General features: G+C 73.1%; 13 protein-coding genes. 10 read left to right on the forward strand and 3 right to left on the reverse strand.

Annotated features, from left to right (window positions below; translation table 11 throughout):
* Positions 1 to 51 precede the first annotated feature (51 nt).
* Positions 52 to 1,425: a M20/M25/M40 family metallo-hydrolase gene (locus tag AC6EXY_RS24170; RefSeq protein ID WP_101833736.1), complete on the forward strand. Its 1,374-nt coding sequence runs from the start codon at positions 52 to 54 to the stop codon at positions 1,423 to 1,425.
* Positions 1,426 to 1,473: 48 nt separating this feature from the next.
* Complete coding sequence (locus AC6EXY_RS24175; RefSeq protein WP_101833734.1) at positions 1,474 to 2,421, forward strand: PaaI family thioesterase; 948 nt, start codon at positions 1,474 to 1,476, stop codon at positions 2,419 to 2,421.
* A 4-nt stretch (positions 2,422 to 2,425) separates the two neighbouring features.
* Here AC6EXY_RS24175 and AC6EXY_RS24180 read toward each other — a convergent pair whose 3' ends face one another.
* Positions 2,426 to 3,430 carry an alpha/beta fold hydrolase gene (locus tag AC6EXY_RS24180; protein WP_101833732.1) on the reverse strand — a complete coding sequence of 335 codons (1,005 nt, stop codon included), beginning with the start codon at positions 3,428 to 3,430 and terminating at the stop codon, positions 2,426 to 2,428.
* Positions 3,431 to 3,753: 323 nt separating this feature from the next.
* Between AC6EXY_RS24180 and AC6EXY_RS24185 the strand changes: the two genes are divergently transcribed.
* From AC6EXY_RS24185 to AC6EXY_RS24205, 5 genes are all read left to right on the forward strand, one after another.
* A complete protein-coding gene (locus tag AC6EXY_RS24185; protein WP_165818573.1) occupies positions 3,754 to 4,656 on the forward strand; it encodes a PaaI family thioesterase in 903 nt (300 codons plus the stop codon).
* Positions 4,657 to 4,901: 245 nt separating this feature from the next.
* Positions 4,902 to 5,786, forward strand: a complete 885-nt coding sequence (locus tag AC6EXY_RS24190) for a toxin glutamine deamidase domain-containing protein (protein ID WP_101833728.1) — start codon at positions 4,902 to 4,904, stop codon at positions 5,784 to 5,786.
* Positions 5,783 to 6,055, forward strand: coding sequence for an SUKH-4 family immunity protein (locus tag AC6EXY_RS24195; protein ID WP_101833726.1), 273 nt, complete (start codon positions 5,783 to 5,785; stop codon positions 6,053 to 6,055). The genes AC6EXY_RS24190 and AC6EXY_RS24195 overlap by 4 nt, the downstream gene beginning before the upstream one ends.
* 208 nt (positions 6,056 to 6,263) lie before the next feature.
* Complete coding sequence (locus tag AC6EXY_RS24200) at positions 6,264 to 6,917, forward strand: DUF4232 domain-containing protein (protein WP_101833724.1); 654 nt, start codon at positions 6,264 to 6,266, stop codon at positions 6,915 to 6,917.
* 138 nt (positions 6,918 to 7,055) lie between these two features.
* Complete coding sequence (locus tag AC6EXY_RS24205; protein ID WP_499842413.1) at positions 7,056 to 8,567, forward strand: MFS transporter; 1,512 nt, start codon at positions 7,056 to 7,058, stop codon at positions 8,565 to 8,567.
* Here AC6EXY_RS24205 and AC6EXY_RS24210 read toward each other — a convergent pair.
* On the reverse strand, positions 8,564 to 10,648 hold the full coding sequence (locus tag AC6EXY_RS24210) for an NAD(+) synthase (RefSeq protein WP_499816512.1): 2,085 nt from the start codon (positions 10,646 to 10,648) through the stop codon (positions 8,564 to 8,566). The two genes, AC6EXY_RS24205 and AC6EXY_RS24210, sit on opposite strands and share 4 nt — an antisense overlap.
* A gap of 119 nt (positions 10,649 to 10,767) precedes the next feature.
* On the opposite strand from AC6EXY_RS24210, the gene nifJ reads away from it, so the two are divergent.
* Positions 10,768 to 14,382, forward strand: a complete 3,615-nt coding sequence (gene nifJ / locus AC6EXY_RS24215; RefSeq protein WP_101833719.1) for a pyruvate:ferredoxin (flavodoxin) oxidoreductase — start codon at positions 10,768 to 10,770, stop codon at positions 14,380 to 14,382.
* A 212-nt stretch (positions 14,383 to 14,594) separates the two neighbouring features.
* On the forward strand, positions 14,595 to 15,170 hold the full coding sequence (locus AC6EXY_RS24220) for a heme-binding beta-barrel domain-containing protein (RefSeq protein WP_499816514.1): 576 nt from the start codon (positions 14,595 to 14,597) through the stop codon (positions 15,168 to 15,170).
* 443 nt (positions 15,171 to 15,613) lie between these two features.
* Here AC6EXY_RS24220 and AC6EXY_RS24225 read toward each other — a convergent pair whose 3' ends face one another.
* Positions 15,614 to 16,447 (reverse strand): mycofactocin-coupled SDR family oxidoreductase, encoded by an 834-nt coding sequence (locus tag AC6EXY_RS24225; protein ID WP_101833716.1) that lies wholly within the window; start codon positions 16,445 to 16,447, stop codon positions 15,614 to 15,616.
* Positions 16,448 to 16,618: 171 nt separating this feature from the next.
* Here AC6EXY_RS24225 and AC6EXY_RS24230 point away from each other — a divergent pair, with 171 nt between their 5' ends.
* Entirely contained in the window at positions 16,619 to 18,445 is a 1,827-nt protein-coding gene (locus AC6EXY_RS24230) for a sigma-54-dependent Fis family transcriptional regulator (protein WP_101833714.1), read from the forward strand.
* Positions 18,446 to 18,465: the final 20 nt, after the last annotated feature.

Genomic DNA, 18,465 nt, shown 5'->3' on the forward strand with positions numbered 1-18,465 from the left:
GCCAGCGCCCCCTGCCGGGGTGCCCACGGGTGGCGACCGTACGATCGCGGGGTGCCCGACGCTCTGGAGGATCTGAACGCCTACGTCGACGCCAGCCGGCCCGAGTTCGAGCGGCGCCTGGCCGAGCTCGTCGCCATCCCCGGGGTCAGCGCCGACCCGGCGCACGCCGCCGACATCGCCCGCACGGCCGAGCACGCCGCCGCCCTGCTGCGCGACGCCGGCCTCGCCGCCCGCGTCGTGCCGACCGCCGGCAGCCCCGTCGTCGTCGGCGAGTACCTCGCCGGCCCGGATCGTCCCACCGTGACCATCTACAACCATCTCGACGTGCAGCCCGCCGACCCGGCGCAGTGGCGTACCGAGCCGTTCCGGCTGACCGTCGACGGCGAGCGCTACGCCGGCCGCGGCAGCACCGACGACAAGGGCCCGGCGCTCACCGCCCTGCAGGCCGCCCAGTACGCCGTCGCCCGGGCACTGCCGGTGAACATCCGGTTCGTCTGGGAGCTCGAGGAGGAGATCGGCAGCCCGAACTTCGAGGCGTTCGTCCGCGCCGAGGGCTCCCGGCTGCGGACCGACGTGGTGCTGGTGTCGGACTCCATCTGGATCGCCGCGGACCGCCCGGCGATCGACTACGGCCTGCGCGGCCTGGTCACCTTCGAGGTCACGATCGAGACCGGCACCAACGACACCCACTCCGGCCTCACCGGCGGTGCCGCCCGCAACCCCCTCACCGAGCTCGCCGGAATCATCAGCGAGTGCGTGGACCCGGTCAGCGGGCGGATCCTCGTCCCGGGCTTCGCCGACACGGTCGCGCCCGTCACCGACGAGGAGCTCGACGACTTCGTCGCGTCCGGCTTCGACGTCGCGACGTTCATGGCCGCCCACGGCCTGACGTCGCTGCGCAGTGCCGACACGCGCGAGGTGCTGCGCCGCGTGATGGCCGAGCCCACCTTCGAGGTGCACGGCCTCACCGGCGGCTACACCGGCCCCGGCGTGAAGACCGTCGTCCCGCCCCGCGCGACGGCCAAACTCAGCGCCCGCCTCGTCCCGCACCAGGACCCGCAGGCCGTGTTCGCGCTGGTCCGCGACTTCATCACGGCCCGTCACCCGGACGCGCGGGTGGAGCTTGAGGCCGCGCTGGCGCCCTACCTCGGACCGCGGACCGGCCCGTACGCCGAGGCGGCCAGCGCCGCCGTCGAGTACGCCTTCGGCCGGCGCCCCGCGTTCGTCCGCGAGGGCGGCTCGATCGGCGCCGTGCTCACCATGGACCAGCATCTGCGCGCGCCCGTCATCCTGCTCGGCCTGAGCCTGCCCAGCCACGGCTACCACGCGCCGAACGAGCACTACGACTGGACGCAGGCCGCCGGTGGCATCCGCATGTTCGTCCACTACTTTCATCACCTCGCCGCCCGGCCCGCCCGGGCCTGAGATCGATCGGATGCCCGGCGAACCGGCCGTCGGCTAGCGTCTAGGCCAATGGCTGAGATCATCGAGGGCCCGCCCGCGGTCCGCCCCCCGCTGGTCGCCGGGGGATCGCCGTTCTACACGCACCTGCGGGCGACGGCGGACACCGGCGTCGACCTGGTACCCCTCCACACCCTGTTCGGCGCCACGATCGCCGACGTGTCACCCGGCCACGCCACCTACGTCCAGCACGTCGACGGCCGGATCCTCGACGACGGCCGGTTACTGCCCGGAGCGCTGTTCGTCGGCGTCGACGCCACCCTCGGCTCGGCGATCGCGACCTGCGTGCCCGTCGACCTGACGATGACGACGCTGGAGATGACCGTCGAGTTCGTCCGGCTCGGCGCCCCCCTGGGTGATCGGCTGCGCGTTCGGGCGAGCCTCGGGCATTCCAGCGAGCGCAGCGCCCTGGCCAGCGGCGAGGTGACCACGGCGGCGGGCGAGGTTCTCGCCCGCATCTCGACCCGCTGCGGCGTCATCCGACAGATCCCGTCTCCAACCCCGCCCCCGGCCCCGGCTGAGGCCTCGCCCGCGGCTGTGGACGCGAGCCCGGACCAGTCCGCCGAGCCGGCGGGCGACGGACGGCCCGCGCGGGACTGGCGGCCGCATCTGGGCCTGCGCACGGTCAGTGCCTCGGCCAGCGGGGCGACGCTGGTCGCCGCCGCCGGTCCCGGCCTGACCAACATGCGTGGCCACGTGCAGGGCGGAGTGCTCGCCCTGCTCGCGGAACGGGCGATCACCACGGCTCTGGACGAGGCGGCGCCGGCCTCCGACGGCGGTCAGCCCGACGCGGCCACCTTCGACCTCACCTACGTCCGGCCGGCCACGGGCGATGGCACGCCACTGACGGCCACCGCCGAGGTCGAGCACGCCGGGCGCCGCTTCGCCGTCGCCCGGGCCGTCGTCACCGACTCCCGTGGGCGCCCCGTCCTGCTGGCCCGCGGCACCCGCCTGCTGTAGCGGCTCAGGCGGCGACCTTCGTCGGCTGCGCCTGCCGCGCGAACGCGACGACGTGATCCCAGAGCCGCTCGCGGGTGCGCGCGAAGTTGTGGGCGTGCGCCATCCGCGGGACGACGACGAGCGACACCTGCGACGACGAACGGTACGCGGACGGCTCGGCCCACGGGTCGGGAACGATGTCGCGTTCCCCGCAGCCGACGAGCACCGGCACGTCGATCGTCGCCGCCTCGACCGCGACGGCACCTTCGGTGAGCATGGTGGCCGCGCACGGCGGGATGGTGGAGCTTCCCCACGGTGAGCGCGTGTCACCACGGATCACGCCGCTGAACGGCTGGTAACAGGCGAGATCCGCCTCCATCAGCGCCGGTCCCTCGTCCGGCCAGTGCAGGAAGAAGCGGAACTCCTCCTCGTTGAGGCTCGCCGCCTCGACGACCTTCGCGAAGATGGAGTGCAGATCAGTGCCGCGGGCCGGGAACGTGTAGCCGGCACGCCCTCCTCCCTGCGCAGGCAGGCTCGCACCCAGCCCGCTCCAGCCGAGGAACGCGACGCCGTCGAACGTCCGATGGTTCGCCTGCTGGACGGTGAGCAGGGCACCGGCCATCGAGTGGCCGACGCCGACGACGTTCGCCACGTCGAGGGGCGGGATGTCGCGGGCGAGGGTGCCGTCGCGCAGCCCGTCCACCACATGCCGCACGGTGGCGTGGTTGGTGGCGGCGAGGTTCTCGTAGGTCAGGGCCAGCGGGTCGGCCGGCCGGGCACTGTCCCCGACGAATAAGTGGTCGCAGGCGACGACGACGAGGCCTGCCGCGGTGTGGTGCGCCGCCTGGCTGTACCCCGGCTGCGCGTCGATGTGGAAGTACCTGCGCCCGTAGCCGCCGCCCGGGAACGCGAACAGCACGGTCGTCGGACCGTCGGTGTCCTCGGGCAGATGGATGGTCGTGGCCGTCCACAGCATCCCGCCGAGCTCCGTCCGACCGGACACGTCCACGTTCACGTTGAAGGCACGCATGAATCTCCACCCGTTGGATCGGGAACGCGGGGGCCGGGCTGCCGGCCGACGTTCGGAATACGGCCGTTTGGTGACGGTATGTGCGGGTCGAAGTATTGGTCAACGATCTAGGTGCGTGGCGCATCGTCCGAGTGCGAGCCGCTGTCCGATTCCGTGCTCCGGGAAGTGGGAGGATGGGGACGTCAGGGTGGATCCGAGGCTACTGGAGTGCCTCGCGGTGCCCGCCCAGGAGCTCGGCGTGGCGCGCCGCCTGTCGCGCGTCGTCTGCCGCCCGCGTCGATCGGATGCGTGGAAACCGGCTTCTCGGTAGCGTCCGAAAGGCCATGACAGACACCCTGGACAGCGCGCCGGTCGACGAGAGCTCGCCACACCTGGCCCGCCTGCGGGCCACGGTGGCTGCCGGGGCCGATCTCATCCCCGCCCACCGGTACTTCGGCACCCGGATCACCGAGGTGGCCCCCGGGCACGCGGTGTACGCGCAGCGGGTCGACGGGCGGATCCTGGACGAGGCCGGCCGGCTGGCGCCCGGCACCCTGTTCATCGCCATCGACGGCGCGCTCGGCTCGGCCGTGGCGTCCACCGTGCCCGCCGGCAAGGTGATGACGACACTGGAGATCCACGCGCACTTCCTGCGGCTCGGCCGGCCGGCGGGCGAGCGGCTGCACCTGTGGGGCCGTGTCGACCACGCCAGCGCCCGCAGCGTCATCTCCAGCGGCGAGGTGGTCGAGGCCGAGGGCGGGGCGGTGATCGCGTACGTCTCGACGAAGTGCGCGCTGCTCACCGTGCCGCCGTCGCCGCGCCCGGCGCCTGTCTCCGCGCCCCTCGCCGCGCCCGACCCGACCACCACCACCTCCTCGCCGGACTGGCGCCCGTACCTGCGCCTGCGGACGGCCGACGTCTGCGCCGCGGCCGCGACCCTGACCGCCGTGGCCGATCCCAGCCTGATCAACTCCCGCGGCCAGATCCAGGGCGGCGTGCTGGCCATGCTCGCGGAGCGCGCGATGTCCGCCGCGCTGGACGAGGCCTCGCCCACCCCCGCGGGCGCCGCCGTCGACGGCGAGACGTTCGACTTCACCTTCGTCCGCTCGATCCCCGGCGACGGCTCCGCCCTCACCGCGACCGCCGAGGTCGAGCACCCCGGCCGACGCTTCGCCGTGGCCCGCGCCGTCGTCGCCGACGCCGCCGGCCGCACCCTCGTCCTCGCCCGCGCCTCCCGCCTTCGCTGACTCCCCGCCCGGCGCGTCGGCTTCCGCGTCGGCCTCTGTGCGCGGGCGGAAGAGAATGTGTCCGTGCGGGCACAGAGGTGGAACTCCGGAAGAGATCGTCGCCCTGCCGATATGTGGTGGCCGTGCCCTGGGACAGCGCGGACAGGCAGGTGAGAGCCGCGATAACGAGAACGGCCTGTGGTCGCCATCCCGTTTTGCTGCGCGTTACCCGGGGCGGGGTGACGATACTGATTCCGTGAGCTCCGATGTCCGCTGATGTACCGAAGGGCGGGGATGCCCCGTCCGGGCTTCCGCCGCCCGAGATCGCGCGGACCCGTGCGCTTGATGCAAAGCTACGGCTGTTGGATGGCCTGGACGAGCCGACTGAGTCGCAGGTGTCACGGCTCCCCGAACTCGCCGGCGCCGTCGCGAAGTCCGACGCGCTCGACCGTGACGCAGCGGGCAAAGCCCCAGAAAGCATCGCGAAAGGCGATGGGATCGGCGGAGCCGACGAAACGCATCGCCGTGCCGGGCAAGGCGCCGCCGAACAGGATGCGTCTGAGAAGCCCGCTGGACGGGTGATCCCCGATCATGTTGCGAAGGGTATGGATGACGTCTGGCGGCGATATCCGGGGGAGTACCTGCTGCCTGAGCCGAAGTCCGACGTAGCGGGTGGGCGCCGGGCTCCGGCCGAGTGGGTTCGAGAGGTCAATCCGGAGCCCGAGGCGGACGGGCGTGGCTACAACTGTGGCGAGTGCACACGGGCGGTCGAGCTGAGCTGGCGAGGCGAGCCGTCGACGGCGGCGGCTCTTGCCGACCCCGAGGTGCAGGGAGAGTCCATTGACCGCATGCGGGAATGGGCCGGATCCACGGAGCGACGCACGAGTTCCGCGGGTATTGAACGCGATCTCCAGAATGCCGGTCCCGGTAGCTCCGCGCTGGTACTCGTGCGCTGGAGAACGGGCGGTGCGCACTGGTTCAACGCGGTGAACGACGGCGGCCGCGTCCTGGCAGTCGACGGGCAGGAGGGGGCGGCTGAACCGTGGCCGCCCACCGAGGCGATCACCGGCTTCTCCGATCGACGGATAGCACACTACTATTCCATCCTTTTTGACGGCGACGGCAGGCCGGTTCGGGAGGACGACGCGTGATTGACGAGAGAAGGGCACGGGAGATAGCCGCGGCGCTGCTCGGGCGGTCCAGCGACGACCGGGAGCGGCCCTGGAGTCTCATCGAGTTCCCGCAGGGGTGGCTCATCAACGAGACGGGCTACCTCGGCGACTCGTTTGTGGGCTCGCTGGGCCGGGTGATTGAAAAGAACTCCGGACGGATCGTCCGTTTCCCGACGCGCGTCCCGACGGACCGGATCCTGACCGACTACGAATCCGTCGTAGCCAAGGGCCGAGCAGAGTCGACCTGAGCTTCCTGGGCGGGACCGCTCGCGCGGCGCCGCGGCGGCGTCGGCTGGCCGACTACACGGGTGACGCGGGGGTGTCGCGCTTCCGATCTGCCGGAGGTTGATGGGGCGCATACGCTGCGTGGCGTCGCCGGGTGGTCGGAGCCCGCGCTGGTCGGCGGCGGTGGCGTGTGGCGTGGAGATCGCGGGCTCCTGAGGATGAGGACGCGCGATGCGACGTCTCCCGCTTCGCTCCGCCGTCGCCGGTGCGGCGGCCGGGCCGCTGGCGGTTCTGCTCGGCGTTTCGCTTGCTGCCTGTGGCGGCTCGACCGCCGCGACCGTGAGCGGGTCGGGTCCCGCGGGACCGGGACCGAGCACGACAGCGCCCGGGGCCACCGGGGCCACGGCGACCGGAGTGACGGCGGCTGTCGGCGGAGGCTCGGCGGCGCCGGCCGGACGGGCGGCGGCGCGATGCGCGGCGGGGGAGTTGACCGTGACGCTCGGGGCGGCCCACGTGAACACGGGCGACCAGCACGAGCGCCCGGTGATCCTCACGAACCGGTCGTCGCGGAGCTGCGCCGTCACCGGGTATCCGGGCGTCGAGCTGGTAGCGCGAGACGGGTCCACCTACGACGTGGTGCGCTCACCACTCGTCCGGCCCAGCCGGATCGTGCTCGCCCCGGGCGGGCAGACCCGGGCGAACCTGCGCTACCTGACCGTCTCACCGGGCGCGGACGGCGCGTTCGACGCGGTCCGTGTCCTCGTCACCCCGCCCGACACCACCACCTCGACGCCGCTCACCTGGGACGCCGGCCCCGTCCTCGACCAGTCCGGCGCCACCCATCCCGGCACGTGGATCATGGCCTTCGCCGCCTATCCGAAATAGCCTCCAAAGGGATGTAGCGGGCACAGATCAGCGCCACCCAATAACAACGGGACGAGCACGGAGCAACTGGTTGCGCTGACGCGGACCGACAGTTGACGATCGGAGGGTTTGCGGCGCGGGTGCTGGAGGGGAGTTCGGGTGTTCACGCAGGACCAGGACCCGCGGCGAGCCATCCCGACCCCACCGCCCGCGCCCCGGCCGGTGGTCGCGGCCGAAGAGACGACGATTCAGGCCGTTTCCGCTGCAGAAGCGAAAAATCCGGCATATTCGCGGAATTCGTCCCCGCGCGCCGGCGGAGATCCTGACCGGCGGCTGATCCTCTATGTGTGCCTGGCGGGGATGTTCGCGACGACGTTCACGGCGACGGTGCTGTCCGTGTCGATCCGCACGGTGGCGGGTGATCTGCACAGCAGCGTCGACCTCATCGCCTGGTCTGTGACCGGGGCGATGCTCGCCCAGGCGGTGGCCATGCCGATCCTCGGCCGGGTCGGCGACATCCGCGGCCATCGGCGCACGTTCCTCGTCGGCTCGGTGCTCGCCGTGGTGTTCTCGGTGGCCACGGCGGTGGCCTGGGATCCGCTCTCGCTCATCGCGTTCCGGGCGGCGGCGCAGGTGGCGGGCGCGGCGACGATTCCGGCGTCGTTCGCGATGCTGTTCCACGCCTTCCCGCCGCAGGAGCGGGTCCGGCCCTCGGCGATGGCGTCGGGGGTGCTGTCGGGGGCGTCGGTGACGGGGCTCGCGGTCGGCGGCCTGGTGATCGACTCGATCGGCTGGCGGCCGCTGTTCCTCATCCAGGCGGCGCTGGCGCTCGGTGCACTGGTCGCGGCGGCGCGGATCCTGCCGCACGACAGTGGCGACCGCGGGATCACCCTGGACCGCGCCGGCGCCGTCGTACTCGCGGCGGCCACGTTCGCGTTGACGTTCGGCGTCAACCGGGCCGCCAGCTGGGGGTTCCGGCCGATCGTCATCGGCCTGCTGGTCGCCGTCCCGCTGCTGCTGTGGCTGCTCATGCTCGTCGAGCGGCGTACCCGCACGCCGGTGATCCCCACCGAGCTGCTCGTCGAGCGCGACATCCGCGCCGCCGGCGCCAGTTCGTTCCTCTTCGGCGCGGCGCACCTGGGGAACTTCCTGGTCACCCCGCTGCTCCTGGAAGGCGTGTTCGGGCTGTCGGTGGCGCTGACGTCGGTGGTGACGATGGCCCGCACGCTGTCGATCGCGCTGGCCGCGCCGTCGGCGAGCCGGCTCGGCGGGGTCATGTCGGCCCGGACGCTCGCCGCCGTCGCCGGCGCCGGGTACGCGATCGCCCTCGTCCTGCTGGCGCTGGGCACCCGCCTTGACCTGCTGGGCGTCGTCATCGCCGGGCTGATCGTCAGCGGGCTGGCGTTCGGGCACGCGCAGCCGCCGCTGCTGGTCATCACCGGCAACGCCGCACCCGCCGACAGCTTCGGCCTGGCCAGCTCCCTGCAGCAGACCTCGCTGCAGATCGGCGCGGTGATCGGGATGAGCCTGCTGTCGGCGATCGTCGGCGACGCGGTGCATGCCGGGCCGTTCGTCGTCGCCTACCTGGTCGCCGCCGTTCTCGCCGCGGCCGGCGGCGCCGCGGTCCTCGCCGCCCGCCGCCACCCCGGCCTCCCGCCGGAGCCCCGCTAGCCCCGCTGGCGCCGTGGGCCGTTGCGGTCGAGTTCGGCGAGCCAGGCGGCGGCGCTCGCGTCGGAGGGGGCTCGCCAGTCGCCACGGGGGGACAGGGAGCCGCCGAAGGAGACCTTCGGGCCGTTCGGCAGCGCCGAGCGCTTGAACTGCGACACGGCGAAGAAACGGACCAGGAACTCCCGCAGCCAGCGCTCGATCGTCGGCAGGTCGTAGGCGTGCCGGTCCGCGGCGGGGAAGCCGGCGGGCCAGCCGGCGGTGCCCGCGTCGCGCCAGGCGTGCCAGGCGAGGAACGCCACCGTCGACGGCGGCAGCCCGTAGCGCAGCACGTGGAACAGGAAGAAGTCGTGCAGCTCGTAGGGGCCGATCCGGTCCTGGGTGCTCTGCATCGCGCCGGTCTCGGCGTCGGCGGGCACCAGCTCCGGGGAGATCTCGGTGTCCAGGATCGCGGTGAGCAGCCGGCCGGTGGCGTCGTCGACCTGCCCGGAGCTGACCGTCCAGCGGATCAGGTACTGGATCAGCGTCTTCGGGACGCCGGCGTTGACGGCGTAGTGGCTCATCTGGTCGCCGACGCCGTACGTGCACCAGCCCAGCGCCAGTTCGCTGAGGTCGCCGGTGCCGACGACGAACCCGCCCTGCAGGTTCGCGAGCCGGAACAGGTAGTCGGTGCGCAGCCCGGCCTGCACGTTCTCGTAGGTGATGTCGTACTGGGCCGCCCCGGCCGCCGCCGGATGCCCGAGGTCACCCAGCAGCTGGCGCGCCGCCGGGCGGATGTCGATCTCCGCCGCTGTCACCCCGAGCGCCCGCATCAACGCCCACGCGTTCGCCTTCGTCTCCTCCGACGTCGCGAAGCCGGGCAGCGTGTACCCCAGGATCGACGTGCGCGGCACGCCGAGCAGGTCACACGCCTTCGCCGCGACGATCAGCGCGTGTGTCGAGTCCAGCCCACCGGACACGCCGATCACCATCCGGCCGCCGCCGGTCGCCCGCACCCGGCGCACCAGCCCGTGCACCTGGATGTTGAACGCCTCGTAGCAGTCGAGGTCGAGCCGCTCGGGGGTGTCCGGCACGAACGGGAACCGCCGCTGGTGACGGCGCAGCCCGACGTCCCGCCGGTGCGGCCGGTGATCGAACCGGACCGTGCGAAAACGCCGTGACGGCTCCCCGGCGAACACCGCCGCGTCCCCGAACGTCGGCGTGCGCATCCGCTCCAGGCGCACCCGGGCGAGGTCGACGTCGGCGACGACGAGCTGCGGCCCGTCGGCGAACCGCTCCGACTCGGCGAGCAGGTCCCCGAGCTCGTGGATCGTGCCCTGCCCGTCCCAGGCCAGGTCCGTCGTGCTCTCGCCGGTCCCCGCCGCCGAGTACACGTAGGCCGCCATCGCCCGCACCGACTGCGCCGCGGACAGCGACGCGCGCACCGCCGCCTTGCCGACGACGATGTTCGACGCCGACAGGTTCGCCAGCAGCGTCGCCCCGGCCAGCGCCGCGAACGACGACGGCGGCACCGGCGCCCAGTAGTCCTCGCAGATCTCCACCCCGACGACCAGATCGGCGAGGTCGGAGGCGGCGAAGACGAGGTCCGTCCCGAACGGCGCCGTGCGCCCCGCCACCGTGATCTCACCCCCGTCGGTGCCCGCGCCCGAGGCGAACCAGCGCTTCTCGTAGTACTCCCGCGAGTTCGGCAGGTAGGTCTTCGGTACGACGCCGAGCAGCCGCCCGCGCGAGATCACCAGCGCCGTGTTGTAGAGCCGCCCGCCGCGCCGCAGCGGCGCCCCGACCAGCAGCACCGGCCCGAGCTCCGCGCTCGCCTCACACACCGTGGCCACGGCGCGCTCGACCTCGCCGAGCAGCGCCTCCTGCAGGTGCAGATCGTCGAGCGCGTAGGCGGACAGGCCCAGCTCCGGGTAGACGACGACGTCCACGCCGGCCGCGTCCGCCTCCAGGGCCAGCGCGATCGTCGCCTCGGCATTGCGCGCCGGATCCGCCGTCGCCACCAGCGGCGTCGCCGCCGCGACGCGCACCAGCCCGTGGCTGTGGATGGCGCCGAAATCCCGTCCGCTTCCCGACTCGCCCTGGCTCACGCACCCGACGCTACCGGCCGGTGCAACCGGGAGGCGCGATCGTGCCGGGCTCTTCCGGCCGCCGACGGGGGAAGGATGTCCCTCGTCTCCGCCGCATCGGCGAGGCGACCCTGGACGGCATGGGTCAGAAGACGATCGATGGGAACGAGGCCGCAACGTCCGTGGCCTACCGGGCGAGCGAGGTGATCGCGATCTACCCGATCACCCCGGCGTCCGCGATGGGCGAACTCGCCGACGCCTGGGCGGCGAAGGGACGGCCCAACCTGTGGGGCGCCGTCCCCGAGGTCGTGCAGCTGCAGAGCGAGGGCGGCGCGGCCGGCGCCGTGCACGGCGCGCTGCAGGCCGGGGCGCTGTCCACGACGTTCACCGCGTCGCAGGGCCTGCTGCTGATGCTGCCGAACATGTTCAAGATCGCCGGCGAGCTCACGCCGATGGTCCTGCACGTCGCCGCCCGCACGATCGCCACCCACGCGCTGTCCATCTTCGGTGACCACAGCGACGTGATGGCCGCCCGCACGACCGGCTTCGCGATGCTCGCCTCCGCCTCCCCGCAGGAGGCGCACGACCTCGCCGCCGTCGCGCACGCGGCCACCCTGGCCAGCCGGGTCCCGTTCCTGCACTTCTTCGACGGCTTCCGCACCTCGCACGAGCTCGGCGAGGTCACCGAGATCGACGACACGACCCTCGATGCCCTGTTCGACGCCGGCCACATCGAGGCCCACCGCCGCCGGGCGCTGAACCCCGACCATCCCGTCATCCGCGGCACCACCCAGGACCCGGACACGTTCTTCCAGGCCCGCGAGGCCGCCAACGTCTACCACGCCGCCGTCCCGGCACTCGTCCAGCAGGCGATGGACTCCCTCGCCGCGGCCACCGGACGGCGCTACCGGATCGTCGAGTACCACGGTCATCCGCAGGCCGAGCGGGTCGTGGTCATCATGGGTTCGGGGCGCTCCGCGGTGCGTGACGCCGTCGACGCGCTCGTCGCCCGCGGCGAACGGGTCGGCTGTGTGCAGATCCGTCTCTACCGGCCGTTCGACACCGCCGCGCTGCTCGCCGCCATGCCCGCGACCGTGCGCGCCGTCGCCGTCCTCGACCGGACGAAGGAGCCGGGGTCCGTCGGCGAGCCGCTGCGCCTCGACGTCCTCGCCGCCCTCGCCGAGCGGACGGGGCCGGCGCCGATGCCGCGGGTCATCGGCGGTCGCTACGGGCTCGCGTCGAAGGAGTTCACCCCGGAGATGGCCGCGGCGGTGTTCGCCGAGCTCGCCCGGGATGAGCCGCGCCGCGAGATCACCGTCGGCATCCACGACGACGTCACCCACCTGTCGCTGCCGCCCGTCGACGACGCCGACTTCGGCGAGCCCGGCGACGTGCGCCGCGCCGTGTACTACGGCCTGGGCAGCGACGGCACCGTCGGCGCCACCCGGGCCACCGCCGGCATCGTCGCCGACCACACCGACCTGCACGCCCAGGCCTACTTCGTCTTCGACTCGAAGAAGTCCGGGTCGATGACCGTCTCGCACCTGCGGCTGTCCCCGCGGCCCATCGACGCCCCCTGGCTGATCCGGGACGCCCAGTACGTCGGCGTGCACCAGTTCTCGCTGCTGGAGCGGGTCGACGTGCTCGCCGTCGCCGCGCCCGGCGCCACCGTGCTCATCAACAGCCCGTACGGCGCGGACGAGGTGTGGGCGCACCTGCCGACGAACGCGCAGCGCCATCTGCTCGACGGCGGCGGGCGGCTGTTCGTCGTCGACGCCGACCGGGTCGCCCGCGAGGCGGGCCTGCCCGGCATCGTCAGCCCCGTCCTGCAGACCTGCTACCTGGCCCTGTCCGGCCTGCTGGAGCCGGCGAAGGCGGTGGCGGCGGTCAAGGACGCGATCCGCGTCGCCCAGGGCAAGCGCGGTGAGGCGGTGCTCGCCCGCAACTACGCCGCCGTCGACGCCTCCCTCGGCGCGCTCGCCGAGGTGGATCTGCGTGAGCGGACGGTCGGCCACCGCCCGGCGCGCCGGCTCGGCGTCGCCGTCGGCGCAGAGACAGGCCTGCTCGACGGTGCCGGTGTCGGGGGCGCCGCCGCGGACGTGCCGGTGTTCGTGAAGGAGGTCACCGCGCGGATCATGGCGGGGGAGGGGGACCTGCTGCCCGTCAGCGCCCTGCCGGTCGACGGGACCTTCCCGGTCGGAACGGCCCGCTACGAGAAGCGCGCCATCGCCCGCGAGCTGCCCGTCTGGGACGCCGAGCTGTGCATCAACTGCGGCAAGTGCGCGATGGTCTGCCCGCACGCCGCGATCCGAATGAGCGCCTACGACCCGGCGCTGCTCGCCGACGCGCCCGCCACCTTCAAGTCGCGGGAGCCGAAGGAGAAGGACCTGGCCGGGCTGCGGGTGAGCGTTCAGGTCGCCCCGGACGACTGCACCGGGTGCAGCCTGTGCGCGAAGGTGTGCCCGGCCGTCAGCAAGGACGACCGCGAGCACAGGGCCCTCGACATGGTCGACGCCGCGCCGCGCCTGGCGGAGGAACGCGCCGGCTGGGCGTTCTTCGAGACGCTGCCGGCGTTCGACCCGACCCTGGTGCCCGGCGACGACGTGCGCGGCTCGCAGCTGCGGCTGCCGCTGTTCGAGTTCTCCGGGGCCTGCGCCGGCTGCGGCGAGTCGCCCTACCTGAAGCTGCTCACCCAGCTCTACGGCGACCGCATCGTGGTGGCCAACGCCACCGGCTGCTCGTCGATCTTCGGCGGGAACCTGCCGACGACGCCGTGGACGACCGGCCCCGACGGCCGCGGCCCCGCCTGGGCGAACTCGCTGTTCGAGGACAACGCCGAGTTCGGCCTGGGCATGCGCCTGGCCCTCGACGCCCGCGCCCGCGAGGCCCGCCGCCTGCTGCGCGACGTCGCGCCCGCCCTCACCGGCGACCAGCTCGTCGACGACATCCTCGGCGCCGACCAGAGCACCGACGCCGGCATCGCCGCCCAGCGCGAGCGCGTCGCCGAGTTGCGCCGCCGCCTCGCCACCGCCGCCACCGCCGCCACCGCCGATCCGCGGATCTACAGGCGTCTGGACCCGCTGCTCGACGACCTCGTCGAGCGGGCGGTGTGGATCGTCGGCGGCGACGGCTGGGCCTACGACATCGGTTTCGGAGGCCTCGACCACGTGCTCGCCTCCGGGCGCAACGTCAACGTGCTCGTCCTCGACACCGAGGTGTACTCGAACACGGGCGGGCAGGCGTCCAAGTCGACGCCGCGCGGCGCCGTCGCGAAGTTCGCCGGCGGCGGCAAGCGCACCCGCAAGAAGGACCTCGGCCTCATCGCCGCCGCCTACGGCGACGTGTACGTCGCCCAGGTCGCCCTCGGCGCCAACGACCGGCACACCGTGCGCGCGTTCACCGAGGCCGCGAGCTGGGAGGGCCCGTCGCTCATCGTCGCCTACAGCCACTGCATCGCCCACGGCATCGACATGACCGAGGGCCTCAGCCACCAGCGCGCCGCCGTGCGCTCGGGCTACTGGCCGCTCTACCGCTACGACCCGCGGTCCGAGGCGCCGTTCAGCCTCGACTCGCGCAAGCCGTCGATGCCGTTCGCCGAGTTCGCCGCGACCGAGACGCGCTTCACGCGGCTCGGCGCGGTCGCCCCCGACGCCGCCGCCCGCCTGACCGAACTCGCCCAGCAGGACATCGAGGAACGCTGGGCGAACTACGAGCACGAGGCGGCGGCGCCCCACACGCCCGCCACGCCGGCCTGACCCAGCCGCGTGGCGGGGCGCACCGGTGCCGGGGCCTGACCCGCTCCCTCGGCACCGGTGCGCGATCTCCCCGTTTCCCAGTCCGACATGTCCTGCCCATACGGTTCCTACCCATACGGTGAGCTTGCTTCGGCGAGACACGTATCGACCCCACCCGCGGCCCGCGGGTGGCACAGTTCTGCTCAGCAGGACCTGACGAGGAGGTTTCGGCGTTGACCGAGAAGGTTGGGCCCGAGTGGGGCCCGCTGGCGGCCCTGGCCGGCGAGTGGGAGGGTGAGCAGGGCGTCGACGTCGCCTTCGGGAACGTCGAGGGCTCGATGGTCACGACTCCCTACCGGGAGCGGGTCACCCTCAAGCCGTTCGGCCCCGTCGACAACGGCACCCAGCACCTCTACGGCCTCGACTACCGGATGGCCGCCTGGCGCACCGGCGAGGAGAACCCGTTCCACACCGAGGTCGGCTACTGGCTGTGGGACGCCGAGCTCGGCCACGTGCTGCGCTCGTTCATGGTGCCGCGCGGCCAGACCCTCATCGCCGGCGGTGCCGCCGCGCCCGACGCGACCAGCTTCACCCTGCGCGCCGAGCTCGGCTCCGTCACCTACGGCATCCTGTCCAACCCGTACCTCGACCGGGCCGCGAAGACCACGCTCTACGAGGTCGCGATCACCGCGAACCCCGACGGCACCTGGTCCTACGACTCCACCACCACCATCACCCACGTGCGGGTTCCCGGCGCCCCGGTGGCCCACACCGACCGCAACACCCTGCGCCCCGTGCCCGACGCCTGATCGGCGGGTTCGGCAGGTAGTGCCAGCCCGAGCCCGGCGGACGAGCCCGGCCACCCTGTCCTCGCTCGCGCCGCCACGGACGGGGTGGCTGGGGTGGCCGGGTCCGTCAGGCGATCGCGTGGAGGATCGACTCCTCGGACAGCGGTGCGCCACTGATCTCGCCGGCGAGGCGGCCCTTGCGCCCTCGACTCCGGCCTGGAGGCGGAGGCGATCGCCGCCCGGCTCGTCGTGACGGTCGCCGATCTCGCCTGGATGGCCGCGCCCGCCTCGCCGGCGGCGGCGATCTTGATCCGCCGGACCGGGACGCCGGCGAGGTAGGCCGCGCTCTCGTTGGCCCCGAGCGCCTGCGCCCAGCGGCGAACGGCGTGTAGCGCAGCAGAACCGTCACCGCCAGGCCCACCGCGATCAGAACGCCCGCTGCCCGCGCGCCCCGGCCGCAGCGGTCACTTGAGGACGGTGCCGGCGTCGATCGGCAGGGCGACGCCGGTGACGTAGCGGGCCTCGTCCGAGGCCAGCCACAGCAGCGCGTTGCTGACGTCCTCGGGCTCGACCCACGGCACCGGCAGCGCGTTCGTCGCCTGCGACACCGGCGCGAAGTCCTCCCGGGTCGCGTTCGGGTCGCCGGTGAACAGCTCGTAGGTCGCCGGGTTCTGGATCATCGGGGTGTTCACCTGCGTCGGGTGCAGACTGTTGACCCGGATCAGGTGCGGCGCGAGCTCGACGGCGAGGGTCTTCATGAGCCCGACGACGCCGTGCTTGGCCGAGACGTAGTGGGCGATGTTCGCGTACGCCTTGAGTCCCGCCGCCGAGCTGGTGAGCACCAGCGCGCCTCCCCGGCCCCCGGCGATCAGGTGCGGGATCGTCGCCTTCGCGGTGTGCCAGACGCCGGTCAGGTTGATGTCGATCATCGTCTGCCAGGTCTCCTCCGCCAGCTCGTGCGTGAGGTGCGGCAGCGAGGCGATACCGGCGTTGGCGCTGACGATGTCGAGGCGCCCCAACTCGGCCACGCCCACGTCCACGGCCGCCCTGATGGCGGCGAAGTCGCGGACGTCCGCCCTGCTGGCGAGAATGCGCCTGCCCTGCGCCTGCACGGCGGCGACGGTCTCCTCGAGGTCCTCGTCGGTCGCACCGGGCGAGCCGGTGCCGGGGATCGCCTCGTTGAGATCGATCGCGATGATGTCCGCGCCCTCCTGCGCGAGCCGGACGGCGTGGCTGCGGCCCTGCCCGCGGGCGGCTCCGGTGATGAAGGCGACCTTGCCCTCGACGCGTCCGCTCATCGTGTCTCCCCTGATCGTTCCGGTGCGTGCGGCGCCGTTGAGGCTAAGGGAGTGACCGTGCCCCGCGACTGTCGCAATTCGCGACAGCAGGACCTTCTTGACACAATGTCAGTAGGTTCACATCATGGCAATGTCGCAGTTCAGAGGGCATGTTCCGGAGGGACGCAGTCGATGCTTGACGACCAGGCGCGAGCCGTCTACCGCAGCCGCGAGCGTTTTCTGGGCAGCGGCGGTGACGTCGAGCGCCTGCCCGGCGTCCGCGCCGACATCCTCGCCTCCTGGCGTCGCTCGCTCGGCTACGGGCTCGAGCCGGAGCGGTCTCGCCCGACCTACGCCGAGCCGGGCGAGGCCGAGCAGCTCATCCGGGCGACCCAGGCGGTGACGGAGACGCGGCGCCACCACCTGGCCGACACCACGGCGAGTATCTGTCTCACCGACCACACCGGCCGGCTGCTGCTGCGCTACGTCGAGCACGTCGGCTTCCGCCGCCGCCTCGACCATCACGACGTGCTTCCCGGCTTTTCCTTCGCCGAGCGCACCATCGGCACCAACAGCGGCGGGATGGTCCTGGAGACCGGCCGGCCGGCGCTCATCGCGGGCCCGGAGCACTTCTTCGCCGAGTCGCTGCAGCTGACCTGTGTGGGAGCCCCGATCCGCCATCCGCTGACCCGGCGGATCATCGGCACCATCGACCTGACCTGCGCCCACGACCAGACCTCGCCCCTGCTGCTCGCCTGGGTCTGCGAGCTCGCCGCCGAGATCGAGCGCAACCTCACCGGGGCGATGAGCACGCACGAGCAGGCGCTGCTGGCCGCCTACCTGCGTGCCAACCACGACAACGGCCAGGCCGTCGTCTGCCTGGACGAGCGCACCATCGTGACCAACGCCAAGGCGTCGCGGATGCTCGGCCCACAGGACCAGGCCCTGCTGTGGGAACGCGCGGGGCGGTGGGTGCGCCAGGGCGGCGGTGGCGCCGGGACGGACCGGCTCGTCCTGTCCGACGGCAGCGCGGTCTCGATGAGCACGGAGGCCGTCGTCGACGGCGGGATCGCCGTCGGCGCTCTCGTGCGCCTGCGCGCGAGGGCGACCGCGCCGCCGTGTGCCGGCGTCGACGCCTTACCCGCCACCAGCACCGTCGCGGACCTGCCGGACCTGGTCGGGCGCAGCGCCGCGTGGACCGCGCTGCGCCGGCGACTTGCCGGCGTCGAGGCGGGCCGTGTGGTCCTGCTCGGGGAGCGGGGCAGCGGCAAGAGTGTGATCGCCCGGGCCTGGCTCGCGGGTCGGGGCATCACGGACCTCCGCGTGGTCGACCTGGCCGCGACCCCCGCCGGTGGAGCCGGTGCGGTCGGTGCGCCCGGCGGCTGGGCGGCCGGCCTGCGCACGGCGATCGCCGCGGCCGACGGCGACGATCGCGCGGCGGTGCTGCTGCGCCACGTCCAGCACGTGGGCGAGGGCGAGCAGCCGGTGCTGGCGGGGGCGCTGGACTTCGCCCGCGAGCGGGGCGTCACGGTGGTCGCCACCTGCACCCAGCAGCCGTCCGCCGCCGAGACGCCGGCGCTGGACCTTTTCGACGTGACGGTCGACGTCCCCGCCCTCGCGGACCGTACCGATGACATCGCGCCGTTGCTGGAGGAGCTCACCTGGCGGGCGACCGGCGGCCTGCGCCGCCAGCGGTGGACGTCGGAGGCGGTCCAGATCGTCACCCGGGCGACCTGGCCGGCGAACGTCGCCGGACTCGAGGCTCTCGTGCGCGCGGTGGCCGCCGGGCCGGCGACGGAACGGGTGACGGCCGCCGCGCTTCCCGCGGTCATTCGGGCCAGGGCCGCCCGCCGGCCGCTGCATGGCCTGGAACGGGTCGAGGCCCAGGCCCTCATGGAGGCGCTGGCGCGCGCGAACGGCAACAAGAAGGCGGCCGCGGATGCCCTGGGCATCGCGCGGTCGACCCTCTACCGCAAGGTGCGTGCGCTCGGCCTCGACCTCTCCGGCCACACCTTCTAGCCTGCGGCCCCGTCCGCACG

The organism is Frankia sp. RB5 (assembly GCF_059816245.1).